This is a genomic window from Terriglobales bacterium (assembly GCA_035651995.1).
GTDB lineage: Bacteria > Acidobacteriota > Terriglobia > Terriglobales > Acidobacteriaceae > DASRER01.
On the sequence record DASRER010000006.1, the window covers coordinates 135206 to 152511 of the forward strand.

Annotated in this window: 17 protein-coding genes; 8 read left to right on the plus strand and 9 right to left on the minus strand. The window is 65.6% G+C overall.

Annotated features, from left to right (window positions below; genetic code table 11):
• The first annotated feature begins 191 nt into the window (after positions 1-191).
• The 4 genes from VFA60_03575 to VFA60_03590 all read left to right on the plus strand — a co-directional run bounded on the left by VFA60_03575 (position 192) and on the right by VFA60_03590 (position 5444).
• On the plus strand, positions 192-545 hold the full coding sequence (locus tag VFA60_03575) for a hypothetical protein (protein HZQ90852.1): 354 nt from the start codon (positions 192-194) through the stop codon (positions 543-545).
• Between the two features lie 185 nt (positions 546-730).
• The gene (locus VFA60_03580) at positions 731-1396 is read left to right on the plus strand and encodes an outer membrane lipoprotein carrier protein LolA (protein HZQ90853.1); all 666 of its coding nucleotides are present in this window, start codon (positions 731-733) and stop codon (positions 1394-1396) included.
• 160 nt (positions 1397-1556) lie between these two features.
• The gene (locus VFA60_03585; protein ID HZQ90854.1) at positions 1557-1772 is read left to right on the plus strand and encodes a hypothetical protein; all 216 of its coding nucleotides are present in this window, start codon (positions 1557-1559) and stop codon (positions 1770-1772) included.
• A gap of 192 nt (positions 1773-1964) precedes the next feature.
• Entirely contained in the window at positions 1965-5444 is a 3480-nt protein-coding gene (locus tag VFA60_03590) for a polysaccharide deacetylase family protein (GenBank protein ID HZQ90855.1), read from the plus strand.
• A gap of 103 nt (positions 5445-5547) precedes the next feature.
• On the opposite strand, the gene VFA60_03595 is transcribed toward VFA60_03590, so the two are convergent.
• Positions 5548-5994 carry an MOSC domain-containing protein gene (locus VFA60_03595; protein ID HZQ90856.1) on the minus strand — a complete coding sequence of 149 codons (447 nt, stop codon included), beginning with the start codon at positions 5992-5994 and terminating at the stop codon, positions 5548-5550.
• The gene (locus VFA60_03600; GenBank protein ID HZQ90857.1) at positions 5940-6203 is read right to left on the minus strand and encodes a hypothetical protein; all 264 of its coding nucleotides are present in this window, start codon (positions 6201-6203) and stop codon (positions 5940-5942) included. The genes VFA60_03595 and VFA60_03600 overlap by 55 nt, the downstream gene beginning before the upstream one ends.
• A gap of 196 nt (positions 6204-6399) precedes the next feature.
• On the opposite strand from VFA60_03600, the gene pruA reads away from it, so the two are divergent.
• Both pruA and VFA60_03610 read left to right on the plus strand, forming a co-directional pair.
• The gene (pruA, locus tag VFA60_03605) at positions 6400-7986 is read left to right on the plus strand and encodes an L-glutamate gamma-semialdehyde dehydrogenase (protein HZQ90858.1); all 1587 of its coding nucleotides are present in this window, start codon (positions 6400-6402) and stop codon (positions 7984-7986) included.
• 255 nt (positions 7987-8241) lie between these two features.
• The gene (locus VFA60_03610; protein HZQ90859.1) at positions 8242-8625 is read left to right on the plus strand and encodes a response regulator; all 384 of its coding nucleotides are present in this window, start codon (positions 8242-8244) and stop codon (positions 8623-8625) included.
• 199 nt (positions 8626-8824) lie between these two features.
• On the opposite strand, the gene VFA60_03615 is transcribed toward VFA60_03610, so the two are convergent.
• The 7 genes from VFA60_03615 to VFA60_03645 form a co-directional block, all read right to left on the minus strand.
• Entirely contained in the window at positions 8825-9472 is a 648-nt protein-coding gene (locus VFA60_03615) for a response regulator transcription factor (GenBank protein HZQ90860.1), read from the minus strand.
• A gap of 8 nt (positions 9473-9480) precedes the next feature.
• Positions 9481-9876, minus strand: a complete 396-nt coding sequence (locus VFA60_03620; GenBank protein HZQ90861.1) for a PilZ domain-containing protein — start codon at positions 9874-9876, stop codon at positions 9481-9483.
• Between the two features lie 358 nt (positions 9877-10234).
• Complete coding sequence (locus tag VFA60_03625; protein ID HZQ90862.1) at positions 10235-10450, minus strand: hypothetical protein; 216 nt, start codon at positions 10448-10450, stop codon at positions 10235-10237.
• Positions 10447-10863, minus strand: a complete 417-nt coding sequence (locus tag VFA60_03630) for a phage holin family protein (GenBank protein ID HZQ90863.1) — start codon at positions 10861-10863, stop codon at positions 10447-10449. Before VFA60_03630 ends, VFA60_03625 begins: the two co-directional genes overlap by 4 nt.
• On the minus strand, positions 10856-11281 hold the full coding sequence (locus VFA60_03635) for a hypothetical protein (protein HZQ90864.1): 426 nt from the start codon (positions 11279-11281) through the stop codon (positions 10856-10858). Before VFA60_03635 ends, VFA60_03630 begins: the two co-directional genes overlap by 8 nt.
• A 160-nt stretch (positions 11282-11441) precedes the next feature.
• Positions 11442-13274 (minus strand): DUF2207 domain-containing protein, encoded by a 1833-nt coding sequence (locus tag VFA60_03640; GenBank protein HZQ90865.1) that lies wholly within the window; start codon positions 13272-13274, stop codon positions 11442-11444.
• Between the two features lie 29 nt (positions 13275-13303).
• Positions 13304-13855 (minus strand): LemA family protein, encoded by a 552-nt coding sequence (locus VFA60_03645; protein ID HZQ90866.1) that lies wholly within the window; start codon positions 13853-13855, stop codon positions 13304-13306.
• Positions 13856-14163: 308 nt separating this feature from the next.
• On the opposite strand from VFA60_03645, the gene VFA60_03650 reads away from it, so the two are divergent.
• Both VFA60_03650 and VFA60_03655 read left to right on the plus strand, forming a co-directional pair.
• Positions 14164-15528, plus strand: a complete 1365-nt coding sequence (locus VFA60_03650; GenBank protein HZQ90867.1) for an NCS2 family permease — start codon at positions 14164-14166, stop codon at positions 15526-15528.
• A gap of 2 nt (positions 15529-15530) precedes the next feature.
• A complete protein-coding gene (locus VFA60_03655; protein ID HZQ90868.1) occupies positions 15531-17303 on the plus strand; it encodes an adenine deaminase C-terminal domain-containing protein in 1773 nt (590 codons plus the stop codon).
• Positions 17304-17306: the final 3 nt, after the last annotated feature.

Sequence of the window (17306 nt, forward strand, 5' to 3'; positions counted from 1 at the left end):
CCTGGCACGGCGCCTTGGGCCGTGCAAGCCCGGATTTCCTTCGCGTCCCTGGTGTGAACGCTTTGACTTTTCACGCCCGGGCACGGACCCCTCACCGCCAAATGCCAATGGCTAAGCGCCCACGCCGCTACAGGTACAATCATCAAGGCTGACAACTGGCAACCGGCAACTGCTTGAGCCTCTGGTCCACAATGCGCAGCTACATTTTCTGGACGCACGAGCGCGGCTCGCTGCACTACGACGTCATGGTCACGCTCATCCTGGCCTTCATCTTCCTGACGCCTCTCTGGGTGAATTTCAAAGACAAACCTGTAGCAGCTCCGGAGCATCAAAGCGGAGTAGTTGTCGTTCCCGACGGAAAAGGCGGATTCATCTATCAGATTGAAGCGGCCGACGTTGAGGCCGCCGACGAGGCCTCGCTGCGCGAACAGCTGCTGCGCATCGTCGAGCCCATCGCCGGCGAGGTCGAGATCGACCGCTACGAACTGGTCCGCGACGCGCGCAACAATCCGCTGCTCTATCGCGTCTGGGTCCGGCGTTATTAGCAGCCGGCACTGAGGATTCGATTTCGGAGGGGCACGGCCCGGCAGGGACGGGCTGCAGCCCCGGACGGGAAGAACGAGCGCGGCGCCGTCACGGCCGCGCAGGAACCGGGGCTCCAGCCCCTGAGGGGCTTGCTCGAGTGAAGAGAACACTGCACTGCTTGGGCGTCGCTGCGCTGGCGCTCTTTATGGCACACGCGCAAACGGCTGCACCTCAAACCGCTCCGCCCCAGGCCGCCACCAACCTGGAATCCGTCCTTGCCACCATGGACAAGGCCGCCGCGGAGTTCAAGTCTGCCGAAGCCGACTTTGTCTGGGACACGTATCAAAAAGTGGTCAACGAAACTGACACGCAGAAGGGGAAGATCTACTTCCGCCGCAGCGGCAAAAAGATCCAGATGGGCTCCGACATCACTGCGCCCGCGCCCAAGTACGTGCTCTACGATGGCGATAAAGTGCAGATCTACGAACCCAAAATCGACCAGGTCACGCAGTACCGCACCGCCAAAAATCGCGGCGACTTCGAGACCTTCCTCGTCCTCGGTTTCGGGGGCGGCGGCCACGAGCTGCGAAACTCGTTTGAGGTGAAATTCGCGGGCGTGGAAAACGTGGACGGCATTCGCGCCGCCAGGCTCGACCTGGCGCCCAGGAGCGAGCGCGCGCGCAGCATGTTCAGCCACATCCTGCTGTGGATCGACCTCACGCGCGGCATCGCCGTGCGTCAGCAGCTGCTCGAGCCCTCCGGGGACTACCGCGACGCCCGCTACAGCAACATCAGGCTCAACCAGGACCTGCCCCGCGACGTTTTCAAGCTCAAGACCACGAGCAAGACGCGGGTCGTAACTCCACAGTGAGAAAGACCTTGCTGCCGTTTTTGCCAGTTCGCCGTTGCGCTTGGCGGCACTTTGACAAACTTTGCCGTAGAACCCGAGTAGAAGCAACGCTATACTGCGCCAAGTTAGGCCACTGACGGCGCGCCCTTCGTACTTTGCATCCTAAGGAACCGGTTTTTGCATGGCCCGAGTGTTCACCATCCCCGTTCGGCCCGGCCGTAAGCCCAGCAAGCCTCGCAGTGACGATCCCCGCTACCTCGAAGGCCAGCGCCTGCTCGTCGAGGCCATGAAGTATCTGGCCAAGGAAGATCCGCAGGTGAACCGCCCTGCCATCGAGCTGCTCTCCGAGCACTTCCGCACTCGCTTCCGCATGACCGACTCGCCGCTCAACGAGTAGCCGCGCGGGCGCTCCGGTTTTCAAGCTACATCCGGCGCCACGAAACGAATGCTGTTGCCGTCGGGTGGTTATTTGCGATTGGTCCGGGTCTCACCGCCCAGGCAAGATAACAAGTAGCGAATCACCAATCACCAATCACCCTGGTTTGACGCCTCTTCTGCCGCAGCTTACGATTAAATCAAACCCCCGTTCATGGCCACCCAGGTTTTCTTTGATCCGGAGCGCAAACGCTGGAGGCGCCTGCGATTCATCCTCAACGTTGCCGGCGTGCTGACCACCCTGCTAATCGTGTTTTTCGCGCTCAGCCTCTATCGGCAAACTTCGTTGCCTGACCTGCTGCTGCCCGGGCCCAAGCGGCCCTACCGCCCGATCAAGGAAACCGAGCGCCGCAGGTACCCCCGCCGCCCCATCACCCGGCGCAAGACCACGGCCGCGCCCTCGCAGGTCGTCCTCAACTCCGGGGAAGGCATTCGCGCGGCTTTTTACGTCACCTGGGACGCGGGCAGCTTCGCCTCGCTCAAGGAATACGGCCACCAGATCGACCTGCTCTTTCCCGAGTGGCTGCACGTGCTCACCGCCGACGGCCACCTGCAGGCCGTCAACCAGGACAATGTCCTGTTCGACGTGCTCAAGCCGGCCGGGCAGGTCACCAAGTTCGACGAACGCGTCATGGACCTGATCAAGCGGGAAAAACTCCCGATGGACGTTTTCCCGCTGGTCAACAACTTCGATCCCATCGCCAATGACTGGGTGAGCGACATCGGCGGCATGCTTTCCGCGCCGGCCGCGCGCGCGCACTTTCGCCAGGAGCTGATGACCTTTGTCGCCAGCGACGGCTACAAAGGCCTCGCGCTCGATCTGGAAGGCTTTCCCTTCGCCGCGCAGCCCGGATATCGCGCGCTGGTCGCCGAACTCTGCGACGACCTGCATCGCCGCGGCTTGAAGCTCTACATCAGCGTCCCGCCGCGCAACGAGGACTTTGACTATGCCTTCATGGCGGCGCACGCCGACGGCGTCGTCATCATGAACTACGACCAGCACTTTCCCGGCGGTCCGGCGGGCCCGGTCGCCGCGCTGGATTGGTTCGTGCAGAACCTGGAGCGCGACCTGAAGCTGATGCCGCGGGAAAAAATCATTTGCGCCATCGCCAACTACGGCTACAACTTCCCGCAGCCGAAGCGCGGCAAACCCGCGCCCGAGGTGAAGGGCGTGAGCGTGCAGGAGGCCTGGCTCGAGGCGCAGGAGTCGGAAGCCGAGGTCGAGTTCGACGACGACTCCCTCACCCCGCACTTCGCCTACATGGACGAGGAGGACGTCCGCCACGACGTCTGGTTCCTCGACGCCGTCACCGCGCTCAACCAGATGCGCGCCGCGCAGCGCCTCGGCATCAACACTTTCGCGCTCTGGCGGCTGGGCGGCGAAGATCGCTCGCTCTGGAAGGTCTGGGACAATCCCGCCGACGCCGCCGGCGTCGAAGGGCTGAAGCTGGTGCCGCCCGGCCGCGACGTCGACTTCGAGGGCCGCGGCGAAGTTTTCCGCATCCAGCAGGCGCCGACGCCGGGGCAACGCGCCATCACGCTCGACCCATCCGGCGTCATCACCACCGAAAGCTTCTCCCGCCTGCCGTCGCCCTACCAGATCGCCGAATACGGCGGCGGCGACGAGAAGCAGATCGCCATCACCTTCGACGACGGTCCCGACCCGCAGTGGACGCCCAGGATTCTCGACGTGCTGAAGCGCGAGCACGCGCCCGCCGCGTTTTTCATCATCGGCTCGGAGGCCGAGCGTTATCCCGCGCTGCTCAAGCGCATTGTCAGCGAAGGCCACGAAATCGGCAATCACACCTGGACGCATCCCGACATCAGCGACATCTCGCGCCCCGCCATGCGCATTGAGATGAACGCCACCGAGCGGCTGTTCGAATCCAAGCTCGGCGTCAAGCCGGTCTATTTCCGCCCGCCCTATGGCATTGACCAGGAGCCCGACACCGACGACCAGGTGCGCCCGCTCGAGATCATGCAGGAGGCCGGTTACATCGCCATCGGCTCCAAGCTCGACCCGCACGACTGGGAACTGAACCCAAAGCCGGCCGCCGAAGACATCGTCAACGGCCCGCACGGCATCTTCGGCCATCTCCCTCCCTGCGAGCCCGGCGACCAGCGCTGCGGCAACATCATCCTGCTGCACGACGGCGGCGGCGACCGCACCGAAACCCTGCGCGCCCTGCCCATCATCATTCAGGGCCTGCGCGCCCGCGGCTTCCAGATCGTTCCCGTCTCGCGCCTCATCGGCAAGACGCGCGCCGAGGTGATGCCCGCCATCGCGTCCGGCGAGCGCTGGTCGGCGTGGCTCGACAGCTTCGGCTTCTGGATCTTCGGCGCGCTCCAGAACGGCATCGTCCTGGTCTTTTTCCTCGGCGACGTGCTCATGAGCGCGCGCCTGTTCCTGGTCGGAACTTCGGCGCTGTTCGATCGCCTGCGCGGCCGCCGCACGCCCCTTCCCACCGGCGCGACGACTTACTTGCCGGCCGTCGCCGTGCTCATCCCGGCCTACAACGAAGAAAAAGTCATCGAGCGCACGGTGCGCGCCGCGCTCGATTCCGAATACGCCGGCGCTTTAAGGGTCATCCTGATTGACGACGGCTCCAAGGATTCGACCTTCGAAGTTGTGCAGCGCGCATTCCGCGCAGAAATTGCCGCCGGTCGCCTGCTTGCGCTCTCCCAGGCCAACGCCGGCAAGGCCGAAGCGCTGAACTTCGGCTTGCGCCATGTGACGGAAGAACTCTTCGTCGGCATTGACGCCGACACCGTCATTTCACCCGCCGCCATCGCGCGTCTGGTCCCGCACTTCGTGAACGAACGCGTCGCTGCCGTCGCCGGCAACGCCAAGGTCGGCAACCGTGTGAACCTGTGGACGCGCTGGCAGGCGCTGGAGTACGTCACCAGCCAGAACTTCGAGCGCCGCGCGCTGAACACCTTGGGGGCGGTCAGCGTCGTTCCCGGCGCGCTCGGCGCCTGGCGAACTGCAGCCGTGCGCGAAGCCGGCGGCTACCACACCGACACCGTGGCCGAAGACGCCGACCTCACCATGGCGCTGCTCCAGCGCGGCTACCGCGTGGAATACGAAGACCGCGCGCTCGCCTTCACCGAAGCGCCCTCCAGCGCGCGCGGACTCATGCGCCAGCGCTTCCGCTGGTCGTTCGGCATCCTGCAATCGCTGTGGAAGCACCGCGGCGTCTTCGGACGCAAAGGTGTGCTGGGCTTTGTGGCGCTGCCCAACATCCTCATCTTCCAGATCCTGCTGCCGCTGGTTTCGCCGTTCATTGACCTGATGTTCGCCGCCGGCATCGCCGCCTACCTGTTCGACCGCGCCTTCCACCCGCTCACCGCCGACGCGCGCAGCCTGCAAAAACTGCTGCTCTTCTTCCTCGCCTTCCTCATCATTGACTTCATCACCAGCGCCATCGCCTTCGCCCTGGAGCGCCGCGAGCCGGAGAGCCGCGAGGGCGTGCTCCTGCTGGGTGACGTCTGGATCCAGCGCTTCATCTACCGCCAGTTGTTTTCTGTGGTGTTGTTCCGCACGCTGAAGCGCGCGCTGGAAGGGAAGCACTTCGCCTGGGACAAGCTGGAGCGCACCGCCGCCGTCGGCTACGCCCGCGCCGCGAAGACCTGAAGCCAACCACAAAGGACCCACGACGGGCACAAAGGGGACGTGGCTGGGATTCTTTCGTGCCCTTCGTGTCCTTTGTGCCTTTGTGGCTGGCTTTGGAGTTCACTCAAGGCGCCACGCGGATCGCATCGCCCACGCTCGCCACGCCTTCGTGCACCGTCACGCCGTACACCCCGATGCACGCGCCATGCTTCTGCGCCACCGTCTTGAGCACCGCCGGGTCCTGCTCGCCGGTTTCCGGATCGAGGTTGATCATCACGCAGCGCGGGTCGCGTTCCTTGATGAGCACGCGCAGTTCCGGCCCGATCTGGATCGTCTTTCCGACCAGGGAATCTTCGAACTGCGCGCCGCCCTCCTTCCATTCGGCGTAGAAGTTCGCGCGGAAGCGCCGATGCCCAATTGCCGTGCCGATTTCGGCAGCCAGCATCTCCACCGTCTTGAGGCCGAACAATGACACGGGCGCGGCATCCTGCATGCCGCGCTCGCTGAAGCGCAGCTTCAGCGGACGCTTCCACCGCCGCTCCAGCGCCGCCAGGAACGCCGCGTCTTCCACGTCGGCCTCGTGCCTTCGGGCGTGGTGACCTCCACGCGGTAAGTGCGCGCCTCGGGAAAGTGCTTGTCTTCGCTCGCCGGCTCGAGGTAGCGCGGACGAAACAGCGCCATCTCCGGCACCTCGCGCGCGGTCACCCAGGGGAAGTTGCTGGTCTTTGCCGGATCGACGAACGCGAACACGCGGTCGCCGGCCACGCCGCCGTAGGTCACAACACGCGCTCCAGGTCTTCGCCGCGCATGCTCTTAACCGGATACCGCCGCACCACTTTGACGATTCCGATCTCGGTCATGCCCGACGTTGTAGTCCCGCCCCGGCAGCCAGTCAACTCTGCCGCGAGCATTCGGCCAACGACCGATGACCAGCGACCAGCGACTGCTAAAATAGGGGTTTGACGAGGTCCCGATCATGGCCACCGTAGAAGCTACTCCCCGCCGCGCCACCGTCCAGCCCTTCCGCAACGAGCCCGCCGTCGACTTCACCAAGGACGCCAACGTGCGCAAGATGCGCGCCGCGATCGAGAAAGTGCGCAGCGAGCTCGGCCGCGAGTACGACCTCATCATCGGCGGACGCCGCGTCCGCACCGGGAAGAAGATCTGCAGCATCAATCCAGCGCGCCCGTCCGAGCTCGTTGGGCTGCACCAGCGCGCCGGCGCCGAGCACGTCGAACCGGCGATGCAGGCCGCGCTCACCGCCTTTGAAAGCTGGAGCCGCGTCGCCCCCGAAGAGCGCGCCGCGCTGCTGTTCCGCCTGGGCGACATTCTGCGCGCCCGCAAGTTCGAGCTGGCCGCCTGGATGGTCTTCGAAGTCGGCAAGAACTACTGGGAGGCCGACGCCGACATCGCCGAGACCATTGACTTCTGCGAGTTCTACGCGCGCGAGGCGCTGCGGCTCGCCGCCGCCGAGCCGCCCGTGCAGATGCCGGGTGAGCGCGACTTCCTGCGCTACATCCCGCTGGGCGTCGGCGCCGTGGTGCCGCCGTGGAACTTCCCCTGCGCCATCATGGCGGGCATGACCATGGCCGCCGTCGTTTGCGGCAACACCGTCGTTCTCAAGCCCTCAAGCGAATCTCCCACCATCGCCGCGCGCTTCTTCGAGTGCTTCCAGGAAGCCGGACTGCCCGACGGAGTGGTGAACTTCTGCCCCGGCGGCGGCGCCGACTTCGGCAACGCCCTGGTCGAGCATCCCAAAACGCGCTTCATCGCCTTCACCGGCTCGAAGGAAGTGGGCCTGCACATCAATCGCGCCGCCGCCGAGGTCAAGCCCGGCCAGATCTGGATCAAGCGCACCATCCTCGAGATGGGCGGCAAGGACGCGATCATCGTCGAGCCCGACGCCGACCTCGACGCCGCCGTCGAAGGCGTGACCCTCTCCGCCTTCGGTTTCCAGGGACAGAAGTGCTCCGCCTGCTCCCGCCTCATCCTGGCCGACGAAATCTACGACACGTTCCTCGAGCGCCTGGTGGAGCGCACGCGCAAGATCACGCTCGGCGATCCCACCGAGAACTGCCCGATGGGCCCGGTAGTGAGCGAAAACGCCATGAACGGCATCCTCAGGTACATGGACATTGGCCGGCAGGAAGGCCGCCTGCTCACCGGCGGCGGGCGCGCCACGGAGCTGGGCGAAGGCTACTACCTCCAGCCGACCATCTTTGCCGACATCCCGCCCCGGGCGCGTCTGGAGTGCGAAGAGGTGTTCGGTCCCGTGCTCGCGGTCATCAAGTCGCGCAACTTCGAGCACGCGCTCCAGATCGCCAACGACACCGAGTTCGGGCTTACCGGCGCGCTCTACAGCCTGTCGCAGGAGAAACTCGAAGCCGCCAAGCGCGAGTTCCACGTCGGCAACCTCTACCTGAATCGCAAGTGCACCGGCGCCATGGTAGGAGCGCATCCGTTCGGCGGCTTCAACATGAGCGGCACCGACTCCAAGGCCGGCGGTCCCGACTACCTGTACCTGTTTTCGCAGGCCAAGAGCATTGGCCAGAAGCTGGTCTGATTCTGACGGCGCCCCACGTCCGCCGGCGCGACGCTAACGCGGGGAGCGGGCTGTACCGCGTGCCCCGCTCAAGCCTTCCCTGGGCTGGGGTCACGCGTGCTCAGGACGTTGGCGCTTTTCGGCACAAATTGACGCAGGCATCTTTCCCGCCGCAAAATACGTTCTAAGTAGTAGGGCAGTCATAGTAGTAGGGGCAGTCATCCGAGCCTCGGCTAGGCACTTCTGTACGCAGCCGCCCCGCGAGAGGTTGGCGTCATGGCCAGGATCCTCTGTGTTGACGACGAGCCGCACGTAGTCACCCTCAAGTGCGCAATTCTGGAAGCCGCGGGACACCAAGTCACCCCGTCCGGCTCCGCCCGTGACGCCATTGATAAGTTGCAGCACGCCGCCTATGACGCCGTCGTCACCGACTGGCGGTTGGGCGACGCCAGCGGCCGCGCCGTCGTGCAGGCCGCCAAGACGCACGCCACGACTCCCGTCGTCGTCGTCAGCGGATACGTGGCCGAAGCCTTCCAGGCCGCCGAGCCGCTCGCCGATCTCTATCTGGAAAAGCCGGTGAATCCGGAAGAGCTCGTCACCATCGTGAACGAGCTGCTGAAGAGCAGCGAGCGCAGCGCTTCGCCGACGGCAGGGGACTAGAAGAGCGTCGCCGGTCGCCGGTCGTTGGCCGCCGGCCGGGCTGTTCGCGGCGCAGTGCAAACGCGACCTCTTCTGCTCGTGCGCGCACTAGCGCAGACCCTGGCTCCGCTGGGGATGACACTTCCTAGGAGTTGCGGATGACAATGGCTGCCTGTCAACGGTTTGGCCGACGACCAAAGGCCCGCGACCGGCGACGGCCCTATTGCTGTCCCGCTACCGTGGCCGCGGCTGCTTCCGCAAGGATGCGGTGATGGATGGTGAACAGCGCCAGCTCGAGCCGGTCGCTCACGCCAATCTTGTCGTAAACGTTCCGCAGATAGTTCTTGATCACCTGCTCGGTCGTGCCCAGCTGCGTGGCGATTTCCTTGTTCTTGTAGCCCTGCACGATCAGCGCCACGATGCGCAGCTCTTTCGGCGTCAGCCGGTCGCGCACGCGCGCGCCCACCAGGTCGGTCTCGCTGCTTTCTTTGTCCCCGGGCGCTGAGGCCACCCACGTCTCGCCCGCTACGACCTTGCGCACGCACTGCACCAGGTCCGTGCCGGTCACGCTGCGGTAGACCACACCGGCCGCGCCGGCCTGCATGAAACTCTTCGGGTCCTGCCCGTTTTCGGCGATCACCACCGGCCGCGTCTTCAGCTTCACCGCCTCGGCGATCACCGTTTTCGCATCGGGATGGAAATCGGCGGAAAACAGCAGCACCGCCGGACGGAACTTCTCCATCGCCGTCATCATTTGTTCGGCCGTCTGCGCCTGCGCCACAATGCGCAGGTCATCTTCCACCGCCAGCACCTTGGCCGCGCCCGCGCGGAAGATGGCCTGGTTGTCCGCCAGAATGATCTTCAGCAAATCACACCTCAACTGCGCAGAAACTTGTAGGAGTCAATCACGCACGCCACGCCCACGCGCGGCGGCGCCTTGCCGTTCTTGCTCTTGCTGGCATCCACGCGCACCACGCGCCCGTCGCACACCACCCGCACGTCCCTGGGCGCGCCCAGCAACTTGCCCGGCAGGGTGAGGTTGAACTTCACCTTCGAGCCCACCTTCAGCCCTGCCTTGGCGCGTATGTACACTCCGCCGGCGCTAACGTCGCGTGTTGTCAGCGTCTTGGCCGCTCCGCCGCCGCGTAATTGGATAGGCAATTCCAGCGGAAACCGCTGGCTCGTTCTGCTTTCCAATTCAAGCTCCTCCCCGCGTCCTGGGGGACGCGCAGGGAATTTTTTCGGGGGAGAGACACCCGTTCGGGCGCCCATATATCTATCACGGAATGCTGCTGCGGGATAGAGAGTAGCTGGTACCGAGGCCCGCTCTAAGTACTACTACCGAGCCCGATTAGGGGCCGCAGACGCCGCATCCGGACGTTGGAGCCCGGCCGCCAGGCGGCGGGCCTCTGTTCACACGGTAGCGACGGGCGCCCTTCGCCCGCCGGCACAAACCACAGAAGGCAGGGCGAGCACGAACTGTGGAGACGCGGGCGCCCGCGCCCGCGCTCTTCTTGCGCGCGCGAGTTAAGACACGCAGCCGGCGTAGCCAGCTGTCGTCCGAGAACTGAGAACTGAGAACCGAAAACCGAGAACTGCGAACTGAGAACTGAGAACTGGTACTCGGTTACTAATCCCTCACAAAAATCCCCGCGAGCGACCACCCCACCGCCAGTCCGAGCACCGACGCTACCGCCGCCACCGGCGCCAGATGCTCGCGCGCGTTGCGCTTCACGTCCATCTTGTGCCGAATGGCGCTCCGCAACTCGCTTACCGACTCATGGATCTGCCGCCGCTGCTCGGCGGCGCGCTCTTCCAATACCTCGAAGGGGACTCGTGCCGTCATAGCTGCGACCTCGCTTCCTGCTGGATCCACACCTGGTCGGCCCTCAGCACGCGCAGCGTGCGCTCCGGCTTCAGGCCCGCGCTGGTGATCTGCCGATAAGCGAACCACGCCGTGAGCGCCGCGACCAGCAGGTAGCAGAACCCGACGATGGCCAGCGCCAGCGCCCATCCGCCCTTGCCCGCGAACGCCGTGGCCACCACCGTGACCAGCGCCGCCGTCCACATCAGGAAGCCGGCCCATGCCAGCGCCAGCGCCACCACCAGCAACGGCGCCGACGCCTTGATCGTCGCCACCTTTTCGCCGATCTCGTTGGCCAGCATGCGGTAGCGCGTTTCCACGAACTGGGTAAGCTCGGCCTTCATCTCGGCCGCCAGCGCGGCCAGCGACTTCTCACGATATGCGTTCTCAATCACGGTTCGACCTCCACAGCCGCAGACCCGCCCCGATGGCCACGCCGACCACGGCGGCCACGGCGATCACCTGCAGCGGATATTCGCGCGCAATGTGCCGCGCACGTTCACGCGTGATTACCAGCCGCCGGCCGGCCTCGCGCTTCAGGCCGGCGGCCGCGCCCTCGGCATTCATTCGCGCCCGCCCCCGCAGCAGGGTGAAGCGGCGCCTCAGCTCGCGCATTCTCAGCGGCGCATTGCGGAACCCCGAAAACGCGCTTCCGATCGTCTGCCCCACGCTCTCGGCCAGCGACGCAATCCCGCCGCGTTCCCGCTCGAATTCACCCTCGGGCAGCTCGCGCTCAGGGCGCAAACCCGCCGAGCGCTGCGCCGGGTGAGTATCAGAATCGGGGATGCCGGGCGTCGGGACCCTCTCTGCCATAAGCTTCTCCTCTTGAGTCCACTTTGGTTCGATGACCCCGCCTGACGCGGTGTTTGATGGATTTAGAGGGAAATTGAGGAGCAGCCCTGAGGAGCAGCAGCAGTGCCAAGTACCGAGAGAGCTGAGAACTGAGAACTGAACTGGCAACCGGCAACTGCGGTCAAAACGCCGACCCGCCGCCGCCGCCGAATCCGCCGCCGCTGAATCCTCCGCCCGAGCTGAATCCGCCGCCGCTGAATCCCGATCCGCTCGACGACGCCCTCGGCGCCGAGACGAACACGCTCTGCGCGTCGCTGCTCATGCTGCGCATCGAGTTGGTGAAGAAGATGGGGTTGAAGCCGGTGGGCGGCGCCCCGCCCGGCGACGTGTACCACCGTGGCGGATCCTGGATGATCCCGGCGAACGCCTTCGCCCAGCGCTGTTCCACGCCCAGCGCCATCGCGTAAGGCAGGAATTTTTCGAACGTGTCGGGCGGCATGCGCTTCAGCCGGTCGGCCTCCACGCGCGTCATGAACTCCTGGAACCCGAGGACGCCCACGTACGTCCGCATTCCCAGCAGGCTCTTGGCCGTCAGCAGCCGTCCGAAGATCAGCACGATCCCCGCCGCCACCGCCAGCGAGACGAACGCCACCACTCCCGACACGAACAGCGACACCCCCGCCGCGTACTGCAGCAGCAGCGAAACCCCCACGATCGCCAGGATGCCCAGGAACATGTAGCCCGCCGCCGATTTCGGGTCCACGGTGTACATGCCGCGCCGCTTCAGCGATCGCATGATCTCGTCGCGGATCATGGGCAGGGCCGTGTAGAAGTGCTCTTTCAGGTCCGACAGCTTGGTCTGCTGCCCGCCCGGGCCAAAAATCTTCTCCAGCATGATGCGCTCGTGCGCCGCCAGCTTCGGCCACTCTTCCATCGGCTTCAGCAGATGGAAGATGTAGTCCTTGTGTTTGGTGAAGAAGCCCTCGTTGGCGACCTCTTCAATCTGGAGGTAGCCGCGCACGGCCAGGTCGATCAGCGTTGACGTGATGTCGCGCGGGTCCACCTTGTCGTCCACCAGCGTGCCCAGCTCCGCCGGCGACAACTGCGCCGGCGGCTCATAGAGCGGCGCCACCGAAATCCCCGGATCGGGATCGCGCCCCTTCACGTACCACAGCCCGAACATCACCACGAACGCGACCAGCGGCACCAGCGCCACCGGATTGCTCGCCACGAACCACCCGATGCGCACCGGAAGGGCCGGCTCATGCAGGATGCCCTTCGGGATGTACACATCAATCGTCAGCCCGCCGCGCATGGGGAGCGGGTTGGTCGTCTCGAACTCCGTCCTGCTGCCCTCCACCCTGGCGGTCGCTTCCTGGTCGTGCGATCCGTACACGCCGGTGAACGCCTGCGCGCGCAGGCTCCCCGCCGCGTTGTCGGGAAAAGTTACGAATGCCGACGCATGATCGATCGGCGCCGGCCAGTCGTTGCCGGTCACGTTCCAGTAGAACTCGTCGTGGTCGTCGAAGAAGCGCGTGCCATTGCGCACCGTGTAGGTGATCACCACGCGTTTGGACGTGTCGGTCGCCCCGGGAATGTAGATCTTCCAGTCGCGATATCCGCGCGCTGTGCTGCTCTCCACCTTCAGAGCGTGCCCCTCGCCGTCTTTCACGCCGACCAGGTCAACGAACAGCGTGTAGTTGGCGCCGCGCGGCCCGGGATACTCGATCGGAATCGTGCGATGGATCCCGTGCCACTCGCCGATGAACACCAGCCCGATGTTCTCTTCCACCAGCGCGCTGCCATCGTCATGCACGCGGATGGCGGAGTGAAACGCCGCGATGCGCCAGGACTTGGCTTGGGCAGGGAGCGTGGACAGGAGAAGAAGAAGCAGGAAGACGCCGAATGGCCTTGGTTTCAGGTTCCGGGCGAAGCGAGGGACCCATCCAGCTACCCAGCTCCTCAGTAGCGGTATGGGTCCCTCACTGCGCTCGGGATGTGAAAGGCGAACCAAGCTTCAAAGCCAGCAGCCAGCAGCGCTGTTCAAAACTTCACCTGCGGAGTCTGCCGGTCCGCCGGGCTGTCCATCTCGAAGAACTGCCGCTGCGTGAAACCGAACATGCGCGCGATCAGGTTGGAAGGGAACGACTGAATACGCGTGTTCAAATCGCGCACCACCGCGTTGTAGTAGCGTCGCGAGTTCTGGATCGAATCCTCCACCTCGCCCAGCGACGCTTGCAGCGACGTGAACTGCTCGCTCGCCCGCAGTTGCGGATAATTCTCCGCCACCGCAAACAGCCCGCGCAGCGCCGTGGTCAGCTGGCTCTCCGCCTGCGCCCTCTCGGCCGGCCCGGTGGCCTGCATCGCCGCCGACCGGTACTTGGCAATGTTCTCGAACGTGCCTTTTTCGTGCGCCGCGTAGCCTTTGACCGTCTCCACCAGGTTGGGGATCAGGTCGTGCCGCCGCTTCAGTTGCACATCAATGTCTGACCACGACGAATCCGCCCGCACGCGCAACTGCACCAGCCCGTTGTACACCGAGATCACGAACACGATGGCGACAACGATGACGCCCAGCAGAATCCAGAAGCCCATCGGCTCCTCCTCAGTCTTCCCCGGCTTGGCGCGAAGCTAACACACGCGCCGGGGCCGGGCAAATCACGCCCTCAAGTTCATGATTCCAATCAGAGCCGGGAAGGAGGGGTATATGTTGCCGCACGGAGAATGTTGGCGGATGGCGCCCCGCGCTCGCGCCGCCGATTGCGCGGCGCTAACGTGGGGAAGCGGGCGCAACTGGCGAAGCCGGCGGCATTCGGGCCGTTCAACGTCGGGCAAAAAAGAGGCGGGCCTTGGCCCGGCGAGGTTGACAGTCCGGCTTGCGCTGTCGCACATTGCGCGCACCCATGTCTTCAACAACGGGCGCCGCCGCCGAGCCGGTCATCGAAGCGCAACCCGCGAGTTTTCTCGATCGCCGCTTCGAATTTCGCGCGCGCGGCGCGCGCCTCGGCGCCGAGATCATCGCCGGCGCAACCACGTTCGTCACCGCCGCCTACCTGACGGTGGTGGTCCCGAACATCCTGGCCTCGGGCGGCATGGATCGCGCCGCGGTCACCACGTCGGTGATTGTGATGTTCGTGCTGGGCACGTTGTTCATGGCGCTCTACGCCAACCTGCCCTTCGTCGTGGGGCCGGGGATCGGGGGCTCGGCGCTGGTTGCCACCGTGCTCGCCTCGACCGAAGGCATACCGTGGCAGACGGGCATGGCCATCGCCTTCTGGTCGGGCGTGCTGTTTTTCGTGCTCACGCTGCTCGGCATGCGCGAGGTCGTGGTGCGCATTGTGCCGGTTCCGGTCAAGATGGCGCTTTCGCCGGCCATCGGGCTGTTCATCGCGCTGCTGGGCTTCCGCAACGGCGGGCTGGTGGTCGCCAACGCCGGCATCAACGCGCTTACGCTGGGCAACCTGGCTGCGCCCGGAGCGCTGGTGGCCCTGATCGGACTCGCCGCCGCGGTCGCGCTCTACGCGCGCAAGGTCCCGGGCGGAATCCTGATCGCGATGCTGATCGCGACCCTCGCCGGCATTCCGCTCGGCGTGACGAAGTTGCCGCCATCGCTGTTTGGCCTGCCGCACTCGGTGGGCGCGGTCGCGTTCCAGCTGGATTTCCTGGCGGCGCTGCGGCCGTCGCTGCTGCCGTATCTGTTCGCGTTCTTCGCGGCCGAGTTTTTTTCCACGATGGGCACCACGCTCGCCGTGGGCGCGGCCGCGGGACTGGTCGACGAGCGCGGCAACATGCCGCGCATCAACGGCCCGTTCGTGGTGGATTCCTGCGCCGCCAGCATCGGCCCGTTCTTCGGCGTGCCCTCGATGACCGCGCTCATCGAATCGGCCGCCGGGGCCGAAGCCGGAGGACGCACCGGCTTCACCAGCGTGGTCACCGCGGCGCTGTTCGCGCTCAGCCTGCTGTTCGCGCCGGTGATCCTGATGGTGCCCAAGGAAGCCACCGCCGCCGCGCTCATCCTGGTGGGCCTGGCGATGTTCACCAACCTGCGAAAAATTGATCTCGCGCGCTTCACCGGCGCGTTTCCCGCGGTCCTCACCGTTCTGGTCACGCTCGTCGCCAACAACTTCGGGACCGGAATCGCGGCGGGAATTCTCAGCTACGTTTTCATCCACGTGCTCGCGGGCAAAGCGCGCGAATTGCCGCTCGGGCTTTACCTGCTCACCCTTCCGCTGCTCTACTTCTTCTGGACGATGGGAACGCGCCACTGAAGATGACGGACTCGAGCGAACCCGAGCTTCGCCTGCGCGCCATTCGCGCCGCGCAAGGCAAAGCGCCCTTCGACCTGCTGATCACGAACGGCATGTTGGTCGACGTCGCGACGTCGGAGCTGCGCCAAGCCGATGTCGGGATCGTCGGCAACCTGATCGCCAGCGTGCATGCGCGCGGCGCGCGACGCGATTCCGCTGAGCACTGCGACGCGAGCGGCTGCTGGATCGCGCCCGGCTTCATCGACGCGCACGTCCACTTCGAAAGCTCGCACATGACGCCAACGAACTACGCCAGCGTTGTCGTTCCGCAGGGGACCACGACCATCTTCTGCGACCCGCACGAGCTGGGAAACGCGCTCGGCCTCGCCGGCGTCCGCTGGGCGATCGAAGCCAGCCGCGGATTGCCGCTGCGCTTTATCGCCGCCGCGCCATCGTGCGTGCCTTCCGCGCCAGGGCTGGAAACGTCAGGCGCGGAATTTGGCGGCGATGAGATGCGCGAGATGCTTTCCTGGCCCGAAGTCGCCGGCGTTGCCGAGATGATGGACATGAACGGCGTTTTGGGCGAGAGCCGCCGCGCGATGGAGGTCCTCGCCGCAGGCCGCGAATCGGGCAAGCTGATCGAAGGCCACGCGCGCGGGCTCAGCGGCGAACGTCTACAGGCGTATGCCGCAGCAGGCGTGAGCAGCGACCACGAGATCATGTCGGCCGAAGACGGCATCGAGAAGCTGCGCGCCGGACTGTTCGTGGAGCTGCGCGGCTCGCACGACTACGTGCTTCCGCCGTTCGTCGAGGCGCTGAAGCGCCTGCCGCAGATTCCCTCCACGCTCGCCATCTGCACCGACGACGTTCCGCCCGACCAGCTGGTGGAGCGCGGCGGAATGTGCGACGTGCTGCGCCGCCTGGTCCGCTACGGCCTTGATCCTGTTCAGGCGATCCGCTGCGCCACGCTCAACGCCGCGACGCGCCTGCGCCGCGGCGACCTAGGACTCATTGCCGCAGGACGCATCGCCGACATCGTGGTGCTCAGCGACCTGCGCGAGGTCACGGCGAACAGCGTGGTCGTTTCCGGCCGTGTCGTCGCACGCGGCGGACGAATGCTCGCGGCGCCTGCGCCGGCAAAAGCGCCCGCGCTGCCGCAAGGCCCGCTTCCGCTCGGGCCTTACACCGATGACGACTTCCGCGTGGCCGTTCCTGGCGCGCGCTCAGGACGGGCCCGCATCGTCGCCATCAAGGGCGCGCGCTTTACCTCGATCAGCCAGGTTGAAGTGGAAATCACCCATGGTTTCGCCGTGGTTCCTTCCGGGTTCTCGGTGATCTTCGTGCAGCATCGTCACGGACGCCACGAGCAAGGCCCGCAGCGCGCGCTCCTGGAAGATTGGGGCGAGTTGCGCGGCGCCGTGGCGACCACCTACTCGCACGACTCGCACAACCTCGTCGTGCTCGGACGCGACCCGCGCGACATGCGCATCGCCGCCGAAGCGCTCATCGCTTCCGGCGGCGGAATGGCCGTGGCGAAGGAAGGGAAGATGATCGCCAAGGTCGATCTTCCGCTCGCGGGAATGCTCTCCGAAGCGCCGCCGCAGGAGCTTGCGCGCGCCTTTGCCCGCGTGCGCGAAGCCGCGGGCGAAGTGATCGAGTGGCAACCGCCGTATCGCGTCTTCAAGGCGATTGAAGGCACGGCGCTGGCATGCAATCCAGGTCCGCATCTGACCGACCTCGGCATTGCCGACGGGACCTCGCACCAGATGCTGCGCGCGACCGCCGCTGAGGCATAGGCG